Annotated in this window: 25 protein-coding genes; 4 read left to right on the top strand and 21 right to left on the bottom strand. The window is 45.5% G+C overall.

Translation table 11 applies throughout. The annotated features are described in order from the left end of the window. The first annotated feature begins 29 nt into the window (after nucleotides 1–29). Nucleotides 30–335, top strand: coding sequence for a type II toxin-antitoxin system RelB/DinJ family antitoxin (locus tag KQI75_RS03175; protein WP_009587702.1), 306 nt, complete (start codon nucleotides 30–32; stop codon nucleotides 333–335). Continuing rightward, complete coding sequence (locus KQI75_RS03170; protein WP_008817773.1) at nucleotides 332–661, top strand: type II toxin-antitoxin system RelE/ParE family toxin; 330 nt, start codon at nucleotides 332–334, stop codon at nucleotides 659–661. The genes KQI75_RS03175 and KQI75_RS03170 overlap by 4 nt, the downstream gene beginning before the upstream one ends. Before the next feature lie 40 nt (nucleotides 662–701). On the opposite strand, the gene KQI75_RS03165 is transcribed toward KQI75_RS03170, so the two are convergent. The 21 genes from KQI75_RS03165 to KQI75_RS03065 form a co-directional block, all read right to left on the bottom strand. Beyond that, on the bottom strand, nucleotides 702–2,303 hold the full coding sequence (locus tag KQI75_RS03165) for a terminase large subunit (protein ID WP_216469233.1): 1,602 nt from the start codon (nucleotides 2,301–2,303) through the stop codon (nucleotides 702–704). Nucleotides 2,304–2,412: 109 nt separating this feature from the next. Then, on the bottom strand, nucleotides 2,413–2,655 hold the full coding sequence (locus KQI75_RS03160; protein ID WP_216469231.1) for a DUF7678 domain-containing protein: 243 nt from the start codon (nucleotides 2,653–2,655) through the stop codon (nucleotides 2,413–2,415). Between the two features lie 3 nt (nucleotides 2,656–2,658). Then, on the bottom strand, nucleotides 2,659–3,027 hold the full coding sequence (locus KQI75_RS03155; protein WP_216469229.1) for a DUF7698 family protein: 369 nt from the start codon (nucleotides 3,025–3,027) through the stop codon (nucleotides 2,659–2,661). 124 nt (nucleotides 3,028–3,151) lie between these two features. Then, nucleotides 3,152–3,382: a DUF4314 domain-containing protein gene (locus KQI75_RS03150; protein WP_216469228.1), complete on the bottom strand. Its 231-nt coding sequence runs from the start codon at nucleotides 3,380–3,382 to the stop codon at nucleotides 3,152–3,154. Then, nucleotides 3,366–4,052, bottom strand: coding sequence for a virulence (locus KQI75_RS03145; RefSeq protein ID WP_216469224.1), 687 nt, complete (start codon nucleotides 4,050–4,052; stop codon nucleotides 3,366–3,368). Before KQI75_RS03145 ends, KQI75_RS03150 begins: the two co-directional genes overlap by 17 nt. 117 nt (nucleotides 4,053–4,169) lie before the next feature. Beyond that, nucleotides 4,170–5,420 carry a site-specific DNA-methyltransferase gene (locus tag KQI75_RS03140; protein WP_216469223.1) on the bottom strand — a complete coding sequence of 417 codons (1,251 nt, stop codon included), beginning with the start codon at nucleotides 5,418–5,420 and terminating at the stop codon, nucleotides 4,170–4,172. 153 nt (nucleotides 5,421–5,573) lie between these two features. Continuing rightward, entirely contained in the window at nucleotides 5,574–6,128 is a 555-nt protein-coding gene (locus KQI75_RS03135) for a P27 family phage terminase small subunit (protein WP_008817762.1), read from the bottom strand. 110 nt (nucleotides 6,129–6,238) lie between these two features. Further along, entirely contained in the window at nucleotides 6,239–6,598 is a 360-nt protein-coding gene (locus tag KQI75_RS03130; RefSeq protein ID WP_216469221.1) for an HNH endonuclease, read from the bottom strand. Between the two features lie 123 nt (nucleotides 6,599–6,721). After that, entirely contained in the window at nucleotides 6,722–7,141 is a 420-nt protein-coding gene (locus tag KQI75_RS03125; RefSeq protein ID WP_216469220.1) for a hypothetical protein, read from the bottom strand. 66 nt (nucleotides 7,142–7,207) lie between these two features. Further along, on the bottom strand, nucleotides 7,208–8,551 hold the full coding sequence (locus tag KQI75_RS03120) for a DEAD/DEAH box helicase (RefSeq protein WP_216469218.1): 1,344 nt from the start codon (nucleotides 8,549–8,551) through the stop codon (nucleotides 7,208–7,210). After that, nucleotides 8,532–8,813 (bottom strand): VRR-NUC domain-containing protein, encoded by a 282-nt coding sequence (locus KQI75_RS03115; protein ID WP_216469216.1) that lies wholly within the window; start codon nucleotides 8,811–8,813, stop codon nucleotides 8,532–8,534. The genes KQI75_RS03120 and KQI75_RS03115 overlap by 20 nt, the downstream gene beginning before the upstream one ends. A gap of 139 nt (nucleotides 8,814–8,952) precedes the next feature. Next, nucleotides 8,953–11,226: a phage/plasmid primase, P4 family gene (locus tag KQI75_RS03110; RefSeq protein ID WP_216469215.1), complete on the bottom strand. Its 2,274-nt coding sequence runs from the start codon at nucleotides 11,224–11,226 to the stop codon at nucleotides 8,953–8,955. Further along, nucleotides 11,226–11,555: a hypothetical protein gene (locus KQI75_RS03105; protein ID WP_216469213.1), complete on the bottom strand. Its 330-nt coding sequence runs from the start codon at nucleotides 11,553–11,555 to the stop codon at nucleotides 11,226–11,228. Before KQI75_RS03105 ends, KQI75_RS03110 begins: the two co-directional genes overlap by 1 nt. 3 nt (nucleotides 11,556–11,558) lie before the next feature. After that, entirely contained in the window at nucleotides 11,559–11,978 is a 420-nt protein-coding gene (locus KQI75_RS03100; RefSeq protein WP_216469212.1) for a DUF7768 domain-containing protein, read from the bottom strand. Between the two features lie 150 nt (nucleotides 11,979–12,128). Next, complete coding sequence (locus tag KQI75_RS03095) at nucleotides 12,129–14,069, bottom strand: DNA polymerase (RefSeq protein ID WP_216469211.1); 1,941 nt, start codon at nucleotides 14,067–14,069, stop codon at nucleotides 12,129–12,131. Between the two features lie 54 nt (nucleotides 14,070–14,123). After that, on the bottom strand, nucleotides 14,124–14,309 hold the full coding sequence (locus KQI75_RS03090) for a hypothetical protein (protein ID WP_021420024.1): 186 nt from the start codon (nucleotides 14,307–14,309) through the stop codon (nucleotides 14,124–14,126). Between the two features lie 65 nt (nucleotides 14,310–14,374). Next, nucleotides 14,375–14,551 (bottom strand): hypothetical protein, encoded by a 177-nt coding sequence (locus KQI75_RS03085; protein ID WP_407927178.1) that lies wholly within the window; start codon nucleotides 14,549–14,551, stop codon nucleotides 14,375–14,377. A 27-nt stretch (nucleotides 14,552–14,578) separates the two neighbouring features. Beyond that, entirely contained in the window at nucleotides 14,579–15,151 is a 573-nt protein-coding gene (locus KQI75_RS03080; protein ID WP_216469209.1) for a DUF2815 family protein, read from the bottom strand. Continuing rightward, entirely contained in the window at nucleotides 15,144–16,283 is a 1,140-nt protein-coding gene (locus tag KQI75_RS03075; protein WP_216469208.1) for a DUF2800 domain-containing protein, read from the bottom strand. Before KQI75_RS03075 ends, KQI75_RS03080 begins: the two co-directional genes overlap by 8 nt. A 1-nt stretch (nucleotide 16,284) precedes the next feature. Continuing rightward, nucleotides 16,285–16,605 carry a DNA ligase gene (locus tag KQI75_RS03070; protein WP_216469207.1) on the bottom strand — a complete coding sequence of 107 codons (321 nt, stop codon included), beginning with the start codon at nucleotides 16,603–16,605 and terminating at the stop codon, nucleotides 16,285–16,287. 289 nt (nucleotides 16,606–16,894) lie between these two features. Then, nucleotides 16,895–17,413 carry an RNA polymerase sigma factor gene (locus KQI75_RS03065; protein WP_216469206.1) on the bottom strand — a complete coding sequence of 173 codons (519 nt, stop codon included), beginning with the start codon at nucleotides 17,411–17,413 and terminating at the stop codon, nucleotides 16,895–16,897. A gap of 441 nt (nucleotides 17,414–17,854) precedes the next feature. On the opposite strand from KQI75_RS03065, the gene KQI75_RS03060 reads away from it, so the two are divergent. Together KQI75_RS03060 and KQI75_RS03055 are read left to right on the top strand one after the other, a co-directional pair. Continuing rightward, nucleotides 17,855–18,865 carry an ABC-three component system protein gene (locus tag KQI75_RS03060; RefSeq protein ID WP_216469205.1) on the top strand — a complete coding sequence of 337 codons (1,011 nt, stop codon included), beginning with the start codon at nucleotides 17,855–17,857 and terminating at the stop codon, nucleotides 18,863–18,865. Then, complete coding sequence (locus KQI75_RS03055; protein ID WP_216469204.1) at nucleotides 18,858–19,304, top strand: ABC-three component system middle component 2; 447 nt, start codon at nucleotides 18,858–18,860, stop codon at nucleotides 19,302–19,304. The genes KQI75_RS03060 and KQI75_RS03055 overlap by 8 nt, the downstream gene beginning before the upstream one ends. Nucleotides 19,305–19,308 lie beyond the last annotated feature (4 nt).

Raw genomic sequence — 19,308 nt, 5'->3', positions numbered from 1 at the left:
AATATAATAAAGAAAAAGGAGGCGATACTATGGCAAATACATCCGCTGTTTATGCAAGAATAGATACCAATCTCAAGGATAATGCTGAGAGCATTCTTTCTCAGCTTGGCATTTCTCCATCCAGTGCAATTCAGATGCTTTATAGCCAGATCGTACTGAAGAAGGGTATGCCATTTGAACTGAAACTTCCTTCTTCTAAGCCATTAGCTGTTGGTGCAATGACCAGAGAACAGCTTGATGCAGAACTTCAGAAGGGTGTTGATTCCATCAAAGCAGGAAAGGTATATTCTGCAGATGAAGTCGATGCGGCACTTGCAAAGGAGTTTGGCATATGACAGATAGCTATAAAGTCGGCTATTCTGTAGATGCGCTTGACGACTTACGTGAGATCTATTCGTACATTGCGAATGAACTCCTTGTTCCAGAAACTGCTACCGCTCAGCTGGGCCGCATCCGAAAAGAGGTTCGTTCATTGGATTTCATGCCAGCTCGTTATGCGTTAGTTGATTGGGAGCCTTGGCATTCGATGAAAATGCATCAGCTTCCGGTTGACAACTTTATCGTGTATTATCTGGTTGATGACGAGGAAAGGGCAGTTACAGTAGCACGAATATTTTACGGTGGTCGTGACATCGAAGGAATTATAAATTCAAATAAGTAACTAGGAATGGAGTTTTTGTGTGAAAACAAGGGCTCCATTTTTATATGAATAAAATGCCTCTTTCATCGTAGACAGAAGCACCGGTATTGTTTCCACAGCGGATCGCACGGTCAAGCCCCATGATGGTGGCAACAGCTCCGTCGATTTTCTCTGTGGATTTTTCTTTGTCTGCCTTTATATTTCCTGCCGGATCAGTGCGGATATAAATGTTATCCATCATCCATCGAAGCACCGGATGACCACCGTGAGCCAGTTTTTGCTCCAGCGTCAGCTTCATGAGTTCTTTTGTTGGTGGAGACATATCCTTAAATCCCTGACCAAATGGAACAACAGTAAAGCCCATACCTTCAAGGTTCTGTACCATCTGAACAGCTCCCCAGCGGTCAAAGGCAATTTCTCTAATGTTGAATCGTTCTCCAAGGTGCTCGATGAATTTCTCGATGTAGCCGTAATGAACAACATTTCCTTCGGTTGTCTTCAGAAAGCCTTGACGTTCCCAGACGTCGTAAGGAACATGGTCTCGCCTTACTCGAAGATCAAGCGTATCTTCCGGTATCCAGAAATATGGTAAGATACAGAACTTGTCATCCTCATCCAGCGGAGGAAATACCAGCACGAATGCTGTAATATCTGTGGTGGAGGAAAGATCCAGACCACCGTAACAGACGCGACCATCTAAGGATTCTTCATCAACCTTGAACGAGCAGGCATCCCATTTTTCCATTGGCATCCAACGAACTGCCTGCTTGACCCACTGGTTAAGTCTTAGCTGTCTGAAGGAATTCTCCTCGCCGGGATTCTGTTTTGCAGATTCACAGGCAGCCTCAACTTTATCAATGCCGACCGTGATACCAAGAGAAGGATTTGCTTTCTTCCAGACCTCCGGATCTGTCCAGTCATCGGTTTCATCAGCACCATAGATGACAGGATAAAAGGTTGGATCTATTTTCCTTCCTTCCAAGATGTCCTTGGCCTTCTGGTGCGTTTCATAGCAAATGCTGTTGGTATCTGTTCCGGCGGTTGTGATAAGGAAGTAAAGCGGCTGCATCCTGGCGTCTCCGGAGCCCTTAGTCATAACATCAAAGAGCTTTCTGTTGGGCTGAGTATGTAGCTCATCGAATACGACGCCATGAATGTTGAAACCATGCTTTGAGTAAGCCTCAGCGGACAGTACCTGATAGAAGCTATTAGTCGGTTGGTAGACGATACGCTTCTGGGAAGCAAGAATTTTTACTCGCCGATTCAGTGCAGGACACATACGCACCATATCGGCAGCCACATCAAATACAATGGTTGCCTGCTGGCGGTCAGCTGCACAGCCATACACCTCAGCACGTTCTTCGCCATCACCGCAGGTAAGGAGTAGGGCAACGGCAGCAGCAAGCTCTGACTTACCCATTTTCTTAGGAATTTCCACATAGGCAGTGTTAAACTGTCGATAGCCGTTCGGTTTCAAAGTGCCAAAGATATCTCTTATAATCTGTTCCTGCCAGTCGATGAGCTCAAATGGCTTACCGGCCCATGTGCCTTTGGTGTGGCAGAGACATTCAATAAAATTGACTGCGTAATCCGCCATCTGTTTATTGTAGCTGGAGTCCGCAGTCATAAAGCGTGTCGGTGTGTAGTTTTCAAGTTTACGCAAATGTATGCGCCTCCTTTCGCAGAAATAAAAATAGTCACCAGGTGGCGACGTCTATAACGAGGAACAGCCCCATCCGGGACCGTCCTGCCTGATATTTTTTTTAGGTGGTTCAATTTAATTCGTTCAGCAGGATGCTAAGCGCAAGATTTGCTTCTTCGCAGGTTGGTTCGATGTCCCAGCCTCTGTCGTAGTTGGCAATCCAATTACCATCCATCTTCAGGCTGAGTTTTGAAATCTTACCTCCGTTGATACCGTAATCTTCGTTTGGCTCATCAAAATGCTTGACCCAGTATTTTACGCTTTTGTATCCGCCGTCTTTCTTTGGAATTCCGATCGTTCCTTCTTTCCACATGGTTTATGCCTCCTTTACCGTCATTTTGATTGCAGGGATGAGGGCATGCTCGCCAGTCTTCCAATCGGTGTAGCGAGCTTTTACTGTGGTAAGGCCCGTCATGCTGATGTCTTGCTTCTCGAAAGCTGCAAGGGTTTCGATGAGGCTTGAAAAGGTGGAGCTGATGGTAAATTCGGTGATGCCGTTGGCTCTTAAGGTCTGAGCAATTTCTTCAATGTCGTAATCCCAAATGACCTCATTGAAGTCGATGAGCTCGTTTCCGGTTTCCTTGCTGGTCCTGTATGCCCAGAATAAGGTTGCGTTGATTCCGAGTTCCTCAAGACTCTTTGCATTCTGCTTAATGGCTGCTTCAAATGTTCTGATTTCTTTCATGGTAGGTTCCTCCTAAAAATGTGTATTTTCTTTTGGTAGTACTATATATCGCTCTAAAAGCACATAATAGCAAGTCAATTCGAGCCATATAGTACACAAATATTCGTGGAGAAAACTGTGTATTTTAGTCGTTGGTCGGAACCTTCCGGCAGCGATCTACACCGTAGATTATGTTGAGTCCAGATCCGTTGTCCCAATCCACCATGATGCTTCCGGTATCGTCTACACCGATGACGGTGCCACGTGTGCCCACTGGAGGGGCCTGTGCGTCGTCCATCTGGACTAACTCTATACGAGTGCCAGCTGGATAAAGGCGGCGCTGGCGGGCCACCTGTTCCTTACTTGGAAATTGCATGGCCTTCACCTCCTTTGAATGCGCTGTTACCCGGAAGATATCTCATCAGGATTTTGCGGTCCGTTTTGTACTCGTCCCCGATGAAGCCGAGGCGAAGGAGAAAGCAACGGAAAGCGTAGCGTTCGTTGTCTACCGGTTTTTCTGTGGCGCTGATTCGTTTCTGATCCTTGCTCATTTTACAAAGGGCTGCAATCAGTGTGCTGTAGGCGTGGGTTTCATCCGGTGCAGGAAGTGCTGAGAACCAAGGGAAGGAAATATTGTCTTCACTCAGTTCAAAGCGAAGGTCATCAATGTGCAGGGCATGCTTGATGAGGAATCCTTTGGCATCCAGAAGGTTGGTGAGGTTCCCAACATTAACATCCTCAAGTGGAATGGTAATGGTAAGTCCTGTTTCGTCTGTAGAAGTTGCTTCAACTTCTGGTCCCTGAGCCGGATGAAAATCTGTTTCTTTCGGGCAGTAGCCACTTGCGTCCAAGAGAGCAAGCAATTCGTCGTATTCAGCTTGGCTCACAGTGTCCGGACCCTCAATGTTTCCTTCGCGTGTCAGGAGAAGGTCCCCAATCTGATAGGCGTAGGAAGGAGCTCTCAGGTATTGCGGTTTTGTGTTTGTGTACTCGCCAAGCAGGGCTGCCAGCGGCTTTCTTTCGGTTTCGTTTAAAATGATCTTCATGTGGTGTCCTCCTTTGTTTTGGTAGTACATATATCACTCTAAAGGCACATAATAGCAAGCGATATCGGAGAAAAACATCGACAAATATGTGCCTTCTGGATTGTGTACATTACCGACTTACAAAAGAGTGGCATCCTCAGCCTCCGGAGTAATTTCATCGTAGGAATAGGTTAATCCATCACGGATGACGGAAACCTTCTCAGAGGAACCGACCTGTTCGATGTAGCGTTTGACGATGACATCACAGAACTTTTCATCCAGTTCAATGGTGTAGCAGATACGACCGGTCTGTTCGCATGCGATGAGTGTACTGCCGGAACCACCAAATGGATCAAGGACCAGAGAATTAGTCATGCTGGAATTCATAATCGGATAGGCCAGAAGAGGAATAGGCTTCATTGTAGGATGATCACCATTCTTTTTAGGCTTATCAAATTCCCAGATGGTCGTTTCTTTTCGTCCGGTATACCATTGATGCTTACCGGATTTCTTCCAACCGAAGAGGCAAGGCTCATGCATCCACTGGTAAGGGCTGCGTCCAAGGACAAGGGACTGCTTTTTCCAGATGCAGCAGCCAGAGAGATAAAAACCAGCATCGGCAAAGGCTCTACGGAAGTTGAACCCTTCGGTGTCTGCGTGGAAAACGTAGATAGAAGCATCATCTGCCATCGCTTCATACATGCGAGTGTAGGCATCAAGTAGGAATTGATAGAAGGCATCGTTTTCAATATTGTCGTTCTTAATCTTGCCAGCGCTACCTTCATAATTGACATTGTACGGAGGGTCGGTCACAACCAGATTTGCCTTCTTTCCGTTCATCAGAAGTTCGCAGGTTTCAGGCTTCGTGGAGTCACCACAGACAAGACGATGATCACCAAGGAGCCACAGGTCACCGGTCTTGGAGAAGGTCGGTTTTACAAGCTCAGCATCCACATCAAAATTGTCATCCTGTACACCTTTTTTCGTATCTTCACGAAACAGATCTTCAAGTTCTTCTGGCTCAAATCCGGTGAGGGAGACGTCAAAGTCAGCGCCTTGCAGGTCAGAGATAAGAAGGGCCAACTTGTCGTTATCCCATTCACCACTGATTTTGTTAAGAGCAACATTCAGTGCTTTCTCTTTATCCTCATCCATTTCAACAATGACGCATTCTACTTCCGTGATGCCCATATCAATGAGGACCTTTAGTCTCTGGTGGCCGCCAACGACACGAGAGGTGGTGGCATTCCAGATGACTGGTTCTACATAGCCAAACTGCTCAATGGAGCGTTTTAATTTTTCATATTCTTTATCGCCGGGCTTCAAATCTTTTCGGGGATTGTAATCAGCAGGAAGAAGATCTGCGACATTTTTCTTTTCAATCAGCATGATGTAGCCCTCCTGTGCAATAACTTTTTTAATCCCTTGAAAGCGGCATCTATGTCACCAGCTTTAGCCTGCCCTTTGAGCGTGCTAAACTGCTGGAAGGTTAAATGCCTGCGATACTTCTTTAGTAACCTCATAAATTCAGATAAATCCATATCAATTTCCTTTCCGTGCCAGCAAGAGTCTTTCCATCACATCATCCTGTGGTGTGGCTCCGTTATATTCAGTGGCACAATTTTCTTTTACGATTTGATAGATCTCCATCCAGAGACGATTGGTCTGACTCATAAAGTTCTGGCTCATGGCCACATAAGGAGATTGAATAGCATTGCCGGTAGTCGGATGTTTTGCAAGAAAGCCAAACTCTGTGATTGCTTCCTCGCATTGAATCCAACGAGCAACACTCATGGCGTAGCGCTCCAGAAGCTCCGGAGAGACAAGAGCAGCGCAGCCACGTTCGTGCAGCCAATTCCATGTTTTCTTATAAACTTCTGCAGCAACTAGCTTTTTACCGTTCTTTTGCTTTGCAGATAACATCTTGGATGGTTTGGGCATCGGCTGACCTTCTAAATCGACAGTGCTGTCTGTAAAGTCGATGACAGTCAACTCACGTTTGCCCGGATTTCCCTCAGCAATTCTGTCAGCTAAGGGCTTTTTCTTGGCTCCAGCGCCGATACGAGCGCCGCCACGGTTTGTACCGTCCTTAGCCATTTTTACACCTCCAGTTCAGGGGCCTATATACCCCGTTTGAAATTGCGACTTTGTGCGTGAGACCCCACGCCCGTTCCCCGGTGACTTCACCGTAGAGAAGTAGACCGCCCCTACCGGTTGTGCCAACGGTCGCCATGTTCCGCATGAATCTTGGCATGGCAGGATTTGCAAAGAGCCATCAAGTTTTCTCTATCATGCGTTCCACCTTGTGAAAGAGGTTTTACATGGTGTATCTGCTCGGTTGGTGTGTAGACACCATTCTCAAGGCACCTCTCACAAAGGGGATGGGCAGCAGCATAGCTGTCACGGATACGTTTCCATGCACGTCCATAGCGACGCTTGGTATTCGGATCTCGGTCGTACTTCTCGTATCGTTTGGCTTCCGTCTTTTCATGCACTGGACAGAAGCGTCCGTCTGTCAGATTAGGGCATCCGGGATAGGAGCAGGGACGTTTTGGTTTTCTTGGCATCGAATTCCTCCTTCCGTTTTGGCATAAGAAAAGCCCTGTAGGATTGACTCCCACAAGGCTTTCTGCGATTATCACTTTCGCTATTGTAATATTATCATAAGAAAGGACTCTCATTCTATCACATTAACTCTCATCCATCTGTGGAACCACGATTTCTTTTAATGCTGCGCTATGCATACGATGTATGTGTTGCATAGAGTAGTTCAGATCCACTGCTATCTGTTCCCAAGTGATGAAGCAGAGATAGCGTTTTTCCAGTAGCATCTGATATTCTACGTTGGGAACAGCATGGATAACACCAATGATTTCTTTCTTTAAATCCACCAGCTTTTCGATGTCTTTCTTCAGGCCATCCTCCAAATCAATGATTTTCAAAATGGCATCTTCCATTCTGGAACCACCGTGATTTGGGTTTCTCGGCATATCTGAAATGGTAGAAGTACATTTGGTAGCAAGATCATTTAAGGATGCAATCTGTTGAGTCTTTGATGTGATGCGTTCATCAAGATAGCGAGCCTGTAATAAATATTCTTTTGCGTTCATGCTTTACCTCCGGATTGTTTTATTTCCCTCGGATTTGCACGGATTGTCGTGTTTTGTCAAAGACTGTCATAGATTTGCTTTTACCGCATCGATAAGGGCATTCTGTGTCAGCTCCTTCTTGGAGAGAGCCTTCAAAATACACTCATCAATGGTTCCTTTAGTGATGATATGCTCTATCACCACGGTTCCGGAGGTTTGACCCTGTCTCCACAGTCGGGCGTTGGTCTGCTGATATAATTCCAGTGACCATGTCAGCCCAAACCAGATAAGGGTGGAGCCACCAGCCTGTAGATTGAGTCCATGACCGGCAGATGCAGGATGAATGACTGCAACCGGAATTTTTCCAGCATTCCAGTCGGTGATGTCCTTGCTGGATTTTATCTCTCTCACATCAAAGCGCTTTTTGATTCGTGAGAGGTCATGTTTGAACCAGTAGGCTACAAGGACGGATTTGCCATTTGCGGATTCGATGATATCCTCCAGAGCATCCAGCTTTCTGTCATGGAACTCGATGATTTCACCGGTATCAGAATAAATGGCACCGTTGGCAAGCTGTGATAGTTTTCCGGTGAGAGAAGCGGCATTTGCTGCGGTGATTTCTCCATCAGGGAGATCCAACACCAGTTCCTGTTTTAAATCCTCGTATCTGTTTATTTCATCTTCGGATAAATGAACCTCATACTCGGAAGAGATGAGTTCTGGCATCTGCAGATGGTCTGTCGATTTCATGGAAATGGTGATATCAGAAATTTGACTATAGATACGTTCCTCCGCGTAGGGCTGTGGCTTATAGGAATAGATGATCTGACCATTCCTTTTGTCCGGTACAAAGTAGTTGTTTCGGTACTCGGTAATGAAGCGGCCGAGGCGTTTTCCTAAATCCAGTAATCGAAACTCGGCCCACAAATCCATGAGACCATTACTACTTGGTGTTCCGGTCAGGCCAATGATGCGCTTGACGCTGGGTCTTACCTTCAGCAGAGATTTGAACCTCTTTGAATTGTGATTTTTGAAGGAAGAAAGCTCGTCGATGACCACCATATCGTAGTCGAAGGGAAATCCACTGGACTCGATAAGCCATTGAAGATTTTCTCTGTTGATGATTGTTATATCGGCTCTGGCCATCAAAGCGGCTTTTCGTTCTTTCGGTGTTCCGACGCAGATAGCAAAAGTCAGGTGCTTCAGATGCTGCCATTTCTTGATTTCAGCGGGCCATGTGTCTCTGGCTACTCGAAGTGGGGCAATCACAAGAATGCGGTGGGCTTCAAAGCTATCGAATAACAGATCAGAGATGGCAGTCAAGGAAATAACTGTTTTTCCAAGACCCATATCGAGCAAGACGGCGGCTACAGAATGTGTCTCAATATAGTTAATGGCATAGGCCTGGTAATCATGAGGTGCGAAGTTCATCAATCATTCCTCCAATCTGTTCGATGCTATCAATCACATAGACTCGAAAGCCCAGAGAGCGAAGGAGTCTGTGCCGTGCCTTTTGCAGTGGGCGTGGGGATTCTCCAGGTGCCTTTAATTCTGCGAAGGCAAACTTCCCATCAGGTAATAAGATCAGACGGTCGGGCATCCCTGCGAAAGAAGGAGACACGAACTTCGGCGCGATACCACCAGCCTTTTTTACTGCATTTGTCAATTTCTTTTCTATCGTTTTTTCTAACATACTTGTCCTCCATCAGGCCGTTAATTTGAAGATGTGCAAGGTGTATCAATGGTATTTTCCATACTTTTTCTTATTCATATTTTTGTAGGCCTAAGAAAAGTTTTATAAAACACCTTGATACACCTTGTCATAAGTGGCCCTAATTCATAAAATCCTCGTCTGCACCGGTATCCTTACGTAAGCGCAGACCCTTAAAGTAACGCTTTCTGCTCATGGTAACTCGCTCAAAGCCAGCTTTCTCCAATGCAAAGTAGAAGTCAGCGGTACTGCGTACATACTCGTTGCAATCCAGAGAATAGTTGCGGTAGGCCTGATAAAGAGAAGAAGAGCTTTCTTTATAGGACGGGTCAATTTCACATTTGTCAGAAAGAAAGTGACCAAACCAATCGTTCTGGCTACGATATTCATCGATGGCATTCTGTACACACTCCGGCACGGGAATCTGGTAATCAGACTCGATGACTTTTTTGGAACCTTCGATGACCCACGCCAAAATGCTACCGCCAGCGTTGTCATAAAGATACTCGCTATAGTTCTTGATGTCGTTGCTTCCTGTAATTTTGGCATTGAATGGGATGACAATAAGTCGTCTCCAAATACCATCATCGGATGCAGAGACACGAGGCAGATGGTTGGTGTAGAGTACAAGTGTGTGACACGGTTTGAACGAGAACGGGTCCTTGTACTTTTTCTCAGCAAAGACATCATCTGTAGAGCAGAGCTGTTTGACGGTGGAATCATTCAGACGAGCGCCTTCCTGCATCTCGGCGGCAATGAGAAGTCTCTTACCTTTGACCTCGGCCATTTCCGGTTTTATGTTTCTGCGACAGCCAACAGTGAGTGTGTCAGCAGAGATGTTGCCAGAGTAAAGACCAAGCACTCTGGAAATAGCATTCCAGAAGGTTGACTTACCATTGCGGCCATCACCGTAGGCAATGATGAGGGCTTCCACATAAACCTTGCCGATGGCAGCCAGACCACAAATCATCTGAACATAATCGATGAGTTCCTGATTACCCCGAAAGATGAGATCAAGGCAGTCCAGCCAAATTTGCTGGCCCTTATAATTCGGAGATACCGATGTAATTTTGGTAATGAAATCTTCCGGCAGATGTTCTCGTGCACCAGCCATTCCTTTACGCAAGTCATAGGTTGCTTCTGGTGTACACAGAGCAAAGCAATCAGCATCAAGGTCACGAGGTGAGATCTCCAGCATTGGACGGGACTCTTTTAGCGTGGAAGTAATATTCTTGGAATCCCTGCGCTTTACAGCGAACTGTTGATATGCTTTTGCGGCCAGAAATTCCTGATAGGCTTCCATCTGATCCTCATTCATCAGCTGTTCTGCCTTGGACTTAGACATGGAATCAAGCAGGGACTGTGCACCGGAGTTTTTCAATTTGTCGAGAGCTTCGAGCATATCGTTGCCAGATTCCTTCAGTTGCCTTCTGGTAAGCTCATGAGCCACGGCTTGTGCACCCGGTTCGGATTCCTGCCAGTAATGATCAGAATATCGAATAAAGTGGGTAGCCGGAGAATATCGAAGCTCGCCAGAGAAGTATTTTGCCAACACCTCAGCTTGTCCTACGTCAGAATAGTCTCCGGGCTTGTAACAGGAAGGGTCATTATATACTTCTGGTGCAATGTAGCCATCCTGCTGGGAGAGTCGTGCATAAAAACGCTGTGCACTGTGCCAGATAGTTGCAAGCTCAGATGCTTCCAGCGGAGGTGTACACTTTGTTGATTCTTCCATAAATGCTTGATATGCCTTGTCACAGTCACCGTATTTTTTGATTACACGACCGGCAAAACGAGACATAGTTGCATTACGACTTCCTTCCGGAATGGCAAAACCATCGTATTGACCTTCCGGCAGATTCTCATCGAACAGGTCCTCATCCAAAAACTCAGTCAGATTTATGCGCCCCGGATAGATTGCAACATCCGCAGTAGTTGTTCCAAAGAAGAAACGAGCTGCATCTAGTGCCTGTGTATCAAAATACGGAAAGATGGAATTGACCAGCTTTTTCATATCGCTGTAGAGTGAAGCATCCGATACATATTCGATTGGAAACAGCACATGAAACTTCGGTCGTGCGGCTTTGCCATTTTTCTCACGGTTATTGTAGCGGCTATAATGGATAGCAAAGCTGACACCCGGAAAAGCCTGCATAATATCATCAGGAGTGACCCAGTCATTCGGATTTTCAGAGTGATCATTATCGCAGTCCACAGGAAGGCAGTCGCTGCCGATGAAGTTGTCGCCGTTGCGGTAGCTGTTTTTATATTCGGCACAGACATAGTCGTGGCAGATAGCAGTTTTCAGGCTGTCCTCGTCTAAGATGACATGCTTGTGTGGATAGGAACAGTTACTGGGATTGCCGGTAACATCTGCAGAATAAATGGTAAACATCAGTCATACACCTCCTTGGATTCTTCTTCGAGAACCTTGGTGATAAATTTCAAAGCTCGAATCATGGTCTCTAACTCGCAATCACCACCGAGACAAACCTCAAAACCATTACTGCCGCAGCGAGTGGTATAGTTATGGATTTCCATATCTGTGCAAGCTGCATCCTGAATACGGAAATAGGTGCGACCGCCATGACTGGTATCGCCACCGCAATAACCGGTAGTTCCTGCCTCGACCTCTAAGATGTTGCAGCTGACCACATCTCTGCTATAGGTTGTGATTTCAGTTCCGTCTTTTAATATTCTTGAATTTTCTTTTACTTCGTACATGTGTTAAACCTCCTCAAGATTCTCTGTGAAATAGCGCAAACGGTAATTTTTCCACTTTGCTCGTTTGATTTCTGCTTCCATGCCGGAAGAAATATGACTTCCAAAGACCCAGATCTCAGAGCATTTGCTCATGATGGCATTTCCGAAGAAGAGACCAAGTTCACGTTCTTTGGGGTCGGTATCATTTAAAAACTGTGGAAACAGCAGGTGTGGTGCGATAGGAATGTATCCTTGTTCCACAGCAAAGCGGCTGTACGTTCTGGCAGCAACTACATTCTTTTCAATGTCTCCGGCAAAGGGAGAGCATATATATACGATTGGCCTGAAAGCACGTAGTGCACGGGCTTCATTCTCGATAGAAGAAAGTGCGCCAAAAGCAGTAGGATCAGGGTAGCCTTCGCTGTTATATTTGCTGATCGACATGTCAGGTTCCTCCTTTCTGGATGGACATGAAGAAAGGACGTCCATCTCTAATATCCATTGGAGATGAACGCCTCATTTTGATGTAAACAGAAATGAAATTTTTATCTCCACTACTAAATGGAGATGAGTTTACCGTTTGGCCGAAAAAATCTAATCTTTTTTATAAAATGGTGTCGAATAGCCATCGGCCCTTAGCAGCAGACCTTTGGCCCAAGGTGGTGTACGGCCCATTTGCTCACAAACTGCATCCAATGACATGCTGGGATCAGCTTCGATGACAACTTCATCGTGAATATGCATGACGATAGAACAGCAGCGAAGTGTCTGCATAGCATAGCAGAGAATATCACGGGCAGTGGCTTGTACGATGTTTTCGACAAATTTCGGACCGTAGGAATCAAGACGGTCCCACTTTTTGGTGCTTCCGATGCCTTCATAAGTAATACACTGACCACCGAATTTATTTGTCCCAATCTTCGGTTTCACATATGCCAGTTTTCTTCCCGATGGGAGAGTGATAAAAAGCATACCGCTTCTGCAGGAGAAGGTAAGACCGTATTGTGAGGTAGTATGTTTGAACTTTACAGCTTCCATGACGGCACGGTCCACATCCCACCAGAATTTTATGATGTTCGGATTGGACTGTCGCCATGCATCCACCAGCGGGGGAAGTTCATCTTCGGTAAGCCCCATATCCAGAGCACCCATTGCTTTTAGTGCACCCACAGAACCACCGTATCCAAGGGCAAGTTCTGCAATTTTACCTTTTTGTCTGAGATGACCATTGATACCGTGCTTCTCAACGGGAACCTTAAACATTTGACTTGCAGAGGCACAGTAGATGTCACCACCTTTGGCAAAGACATCCTGTCGCCATTTTTCACCGGCAAACCATGCGATGACACGAGCTTCAATAGCAGAAAAGTCAGCCACCAGGAATTGTGTACCTTCTCTGGGGATGAAAGCGGTGCGGATAAGCTGTGAGAGTGTATCCGGCACATCTTCGTAGAGGAGTTTAACGGCTTCAAAGTCGCCAGAGCGTACCAGTGAGCGTGCTTCTGCAAGATCTGCCAGGTGGTTTTGTGGTAAATTTTGCAGCTGAATATTACGACCGGAAAATCTTCCAGTGCGGTTGGCTCCATAAAATTGGAACATGCCACGGGCACGACCATCGGCACAAACGGTCTTTTCCATTGCCTGATATTTGCGGACGGAGGATTTGGCTAGCTGCTGCCTTAGGGTGAGAACTTGTGCAAGCTTTGGTGGAGCGGTCTTTAAGAGATCTGTGACAGCTTTCTTACCAAGAGTATCTGTTTTCAGTCCATTATCGGAAAGCCATGCCTTCATCTGCTGGACGGAGTTTGGATTTTCTAGCTCCGTGATTTCTTTCATGGTATTTGTTAGTTCATTCCTAGAGCGAGTATCCATATCAATGGCGGCAACAACAAGATCCATATCCAAGCGGACTCCACGGTCGTTGATTTCTTGATCCAGATGATATTCCTCCCAGATCTGAGCTGAAACCGGGAACTTTGTGAGCCTCTGCTGGATGCCCATTTCCGTTTCTACATCACGGATGTTATATTTCTTGAACAGGGCCCACTTGTCCGGAGCGTGGAAAGGGCGGTTACGTGTGCGTTGACCATTGGCTTTGGTAGGAGCACAAGGCTGGCAGAAGTATTTGATGAGATCTTTACCTTCTGAGAGTTTTTGCTTTTCAAGTCCCAGAACAGCGCCGACACCCTCCAAAGAGAGAGGAAGCCCCATCGTGGCGGACCATATCATAGAGCAACGCCAGCTTTCCGGGTTCAGATATTCTCCGGTCGGGTAACCTAAGAAACGAGAAAGACAGATGCGTTCAAAGGAAGCGTTGAAGGCCCACTTGATGACACATTCATCCTCTAGAGCAAGAAGGATTTCTTTTGGAATCTGTTCTCCGCAGGCAAGATCGATGACTTGAACAGGCTGGCTATCTATACTGTAGGCAAAGAGTAAGATTTCAAAATCAGGTGATTCTACATAGCGATATACTCCAGTTTTCTGAAGCGGCACATCACTGTAGGTTTCAATATCGATACTAAGCGTTTTCATGAGATTGTCCTTTCTATAAAACAGGCAGCAGAGAAATCCCTGCCGCCTGCCTTGTTACTGTTTATCTTTATTGGATTTATATTTATTGATGTCACGACGAATGTGGTATACCGCATAACGAACAAGGTAAAAAATGATTTTTCCTACGTTGTAGATGATGAAGCCATATACCGCCGCAAAAAAGGTATAGGCGATGACATTAGCAATAAATAGATTTAATATTTCTGCAAATTCATTCATAGGTTGTCTCCTTTTGTCAGAAAATGTGCTGGCGGCAATGAGCCTACCGCCAGCAGGTTGATAGATTACTTAAAGTCTTTCATGCGCTTTTCGTGGTATTCGAGGTCGCGCTTGTCTTTTTCCTGCTCACGCTTTTCGCGTTTATGGTCGTTGATGATACTCTGAATCATAGAGATTGCAGTAGTAAGACCGACGGAAGCGAAGCAGCCGATACAGATGTTTACAAGAATTGTGCTAATCATGATTGTCTCCATAGTTTGCTACCTCCATTAGTCAAGAAAATCATCGTCGTCATCAGTTGCAAAGTCAGATTCAGCAGATGCCTTACCGCCAAGAGGCTCGCCATCACGAATCTTCTGCAGATTGTTAAGGCCGCAGGCGATACCTTTATTGCCAGAGCTGTTGAAAGCGTAAAAACTGATGCTGGCACGACCGTAGACTCCAGAGTAAACCTCAGAACGGGTGAGAATAGGATTGCGGTCTGCATCTACGATACCAGGTGCAGAGGTTGCATTTGCATTCACAAAGTAGCTGCCAGCGTATGCAGGATCATCCGGTCTTTCAAGATCTCCATCACGAAGTGGCGTTTTAAGTACGGAAAGAGCAGGTACGGACTTACCATTGCCCTTGAGCTTTGCTTCACCTTCACGGTATGCAGCCTCGATAGCAGCTTCAATCTTTCCAACAGTCTTTGTGTCGGATTTCGGGATAATCAGGCTGACACTATATTTCGGAGTGCCACCGTTGATGGACTTAGGTTCCCAGACGTTGGCATAGCTCCAGCGTGTGTTAGGACCAGTGATAACCTTCATGGGATTTGTCATTTTTACATTTTTACTCATTGTCATATTCCTCCATAAAATCATTTTTTGCTGTGTTCATTGCCGGACGTTTATCGCTTTCCGGCACAAGAGTAGGTTTGCCTTGTGGCTTTTCAATATAGTCTGCAAGGAGATCTTCAAAACGAGATTTGCCGAGCAGCTTCTGCATAGCAGTGATACCAAGTAGCTTCTTTTCATAAGGGTCAAAGCCAGCAGCTTTGACGGCCTTCGATACAGCGTCTTCGTTGGTATATCTGCGGTTGGAGCGATCCTCGACCAGTTTCCAGCCTGTCCATTCTTTACCGCTGATTGCCTGCTGAAGTGCATACTCCTTGATGTCGTTGACCCAAGAGACCAGTTCATCGACACGGGAAAGGATAACTTCGATTTCCGAATCTTCCAGCAGAGGTGGTAGTTTGAAATCGTGCTGTGCGAGTAGAAGATTGGCTTCAGCTCTGGCCCGGCATTCATGCTTTGCCTTACAGAATCCGCACCATTCACCGCACAGAAAATTTCCATCACCGGCGAAGGCGAGGTCAGCGGTAGGTTTCAGAACTTCATCGGCCCACTGATACAGGTTATCCTTACTGACTTCATAGGTAGAAACGTTCTGACGTCTAGGCTGGTAGATGGTCATGCTGACCGTATCGATGTCATAAATATCATCGAAAAGTTCCAGAGCGCCAAGAGCGTAGCAGGAAAGTTGGGGATTCTTATTAGCAGAAACAAGACAACCGACTCCATTTTTGTAGTCGCATATTCTAAGTGTTCCATCTGCAATAATAATACAGTCTGCGGTTCCGAAGCCTTGTTCCACCCAACGGGAGAAGTCCACTCGCTGTTCAATCATGACAACTGGATCGGAGCAGGTTTGCTTGGCGTCTTCCAAAAGCTCCATAATAAAGCTGGCGTATCCGGTGGCACAATCTTCCATTTCGGCGTTGTACCAGTCGAGACTTTTGGTTGGATCAGTAGCTTTCATGCCGAGAGCTTTACGGAGCTTGTATTCACAAAGAGCGTGTGCGTCGGTACCTTCTGCAGCATAATCACTACCTTTATCCTCATAGGTTTCACAGAGCCTTGCCGACGGTGGACAGTGAAGCCATCGGTCAGAAGAGGATGCGGAGAGGAGTGCATGTCCTTTTGGTGGCATATTAGAGCACCTCCGCTTCCCTGAGCAGGGCTTCATAATGTTTTGGGTCTACGAGTGACAGCTTGCTTGCACCATACTTTTTAAGAAGCTCTCGGATCTCAGCCGTATGTCCAGCACGAGATTTGTCAGCCAGAACAGCTCGAACCTCTTCAAGGGTCAGTGCAGGTTTTGCTTTCTCCTCTGTATTAGCAGCAATATTTTCTATTTGCTGCTGAACATCGGATGTAAACTGCTGTGCAAGCCAGTTTGCTGCATCGTTAATAGCAGCGGCAGCATTTCTCAGTTCTTCGATGGCCATAGCCATATCGTTCATTTTTGCCATTTGTTGTTCCTCCTTCCTCGGATTGCCTCTGTGCGGCGATGAGTCTAAGATTCTTCGCCATTCTTGCGGATACCTGACTGATTGCTGTGAGAGTAGCAATTACTTCTGCGTCAGTGCCGCTTCTGTTGTGAAAGGTCTGTTTCACTGTGTTCACCTCGCTTTCTGTAGGTCGCTTTGTTTCGCCTTACACTACTCAATGGAGGTGAGATGGCCGTTTGGCCGAAAAATTATAAAAAGTTTTTTGAAAAGAAAAATCGTCCCCTGAAATATCAGAGGACGACCGTTCAAATTAGATGTAATCTTTCAGATCTGAGCGAAGCTTCTGGAGTAGCTTGTCCCTGCGGTATACAAAGGTATTACGGGAGAGCCCCATTTCCTTGCCACAGTCACGCTCAGATTTTCCTTCCATAATAAGCTGGCAGATAAGACGGCCTTCCGGGTCCAGCTCATTCAGCTTTGCATAGAGGGCACGGAGAAGTTCTGCATCCTCCATTAATTCAGCGATAGCTGCGGATTCATCCGGCATGTCATCAAGCCAGCTCTTTTCATTTCCTTCACCGTCGCTTACGGTATTATCGAGAGAAAGCTGGTCGCCAGCCTTGACATACGGACAGGTCATACAGTCCATGTCGCATAAATAGCGTTTGCTTGCAGGGCAGACACAACGGCCATGCTCCTGCTGACGCTTGCGATAGGAATTGATGTCACGATAGTAGTTCGTGTAGAACTCCTTGTTAACATCCACCCAGCTTTTTGAATTCTTGATGTAGATACGATATTGTTTACTCTGATTTGCGTTTTTTGACATATAAAAACCTCCATCTTGTCAATCCGAGATGGAGGTTCCTTGCTGCTACCGGCAAAAGGGTATAGTGGTACCACGGTCAGGAGAAATCTCCATCTCATGTGTGCCACCAGCCTTTCCAGTTGCCGGGAGCGATATATTCTGTTGTGTGGTCACCTCAGCACTGGAAAGCTGTCTGCGCAAACTGCTGAAGTGATGTAGTTATAGCAAACAAACAAGAAAAATTCCTTTTCGCATCGCTGTTCATAATTTTGTCATCGCAAAGTTATTGTTTTTCTTATACGCTTCTGCTATAATTAATAAGTGTAAAATCGGTAGGAGTGTATCTAGCTCTCTTTCGATTACAATCACATCTTAACAAAATAAAAGTCCACCGGCCGGACGCCAGCGGACAGTGTTGGACAGTGAACTGTCCAAAGAAAAATCTGAAGTTGGAGGTAAACGATGAGATTTAGTGATTTCGTACAATTGATGCATCGATATATCGGTTGTAGTGTGACACAGCAGGAGTATGTGCTGTATCTGACGAATCTCGTTATTCGTGACCCGATGACGGATGATGAAGAAAAGTTAGATGAAAATGATGACTTTAACCCACTATCGAGTAAAGACGTTTCAACTCTATCAAAGATATATTCTGGTGCTCAGAATAGAAAAATAAAGCAGGATGACGCACGCACTATTCAGAGCCGATTTAGCAAAAGTAAGTTTGTTGATGCTTTCCAAACAGTGGACTATGAAGCCAGAGAAGAATTGATCGGCAAGCTAAAGAAATTTGGAATACAAGGAAACCTTGAAGTTGATAATATCGATGAAGTGTGTGCAGAGCTTTTCTATCGCTTTATTGATGCTATGGCGTCTAATAAAGGCTACATTGATACGACGCTTCCGGTTCATATTGATTCCTATGGAAATAGATATGTAACGGTTGAAGTAAGCACAGTTTATGTAAAAGACGGAAAGCTACATGTTGGAGATGAGGTTTTAGAGCTACCGACAGTACTTGCACCTGAAAAAGATATTAAACCGGAAGAAATGCCGTATGTTAATGCTCTTTGTGCAGCGTACGCAGATGCGCTCGCCCAAGCCGTCACTCCAGATATTATTGGAACGTTGCCGGGGAGATACCGTAGGGACTTCACTTCACAAAGGACATCTTATTATGAGGCAGAATGGCTGCATCATTCTGTAAGGAATGTATTTGATGGTGGAGAAGAAAAATTTGAAGCTCTAAAAAAGGATGCTTACGACGGTATAGAAAGTACATATCTTCAGGATTACGATAATGGATACCAGCGATTGCAAGCGGTCCTTGATAAAATCACCAATACGACATTAGACGCTTCTTCGATTGATAGGATAAAAAGCCTTATGAAGAATGTACACAAGAAAGGCATTTGCCACATTCTGGTGAATGACGGAACGATAAATTCGTGGGTGGATATTGATGAATAAAATATTTAACACCACATTTGAATCAAGCCTTAGGATACTATTGCTTTTATATGTTTCGGAAGATGAACAGATGACGCTGGATAGAATAGCGGATTATGATTTCATTACAATTTACAGTAAGTACTTTGGCATCAGCAATATGGCACTGCATGGAGAGAATGAGTTTGGTCTTAGTGAATTTGCTGCACGAAGAGGAATGATGCAAAGCACGATGAAGTCGTTGGTGCTAGATGGTCTGGTATCTGTAAAACGCAGACAGAATGGATTTCAATATTCTATTTCAGCAGTTGGAAAAACTGTGGCAGGAAAAATGGAATCGGAATATGCAAGTAATTATAAGATGTTGGCTCGGAAGACGGTGGAGCATTTCAAAGGACAAAGCGAGCAGAAAATTATGAAAACGATAAGTAATGTATCGGCAGAATTTTTGAGGAGGTAACGAT

Origin of the sequence: Butyricicoccus intestinisimiae, assembly GCF_018918345.1 — a bacterium.
In the GTDB taxonomy this organism is placed as follows: domain Bacteria; phylum Bacillota; class Clostridia; order Oscillospirales; family Butyricicoccaceae; genus Butyricicoccus_A; species Butyricicoccus_A intestinisimiae.
The sequence above is the reverse complement of the archived record's forward strand: the minus strand, read 5'-3'. Positions and strand labels throughout refer to the sequence as shown.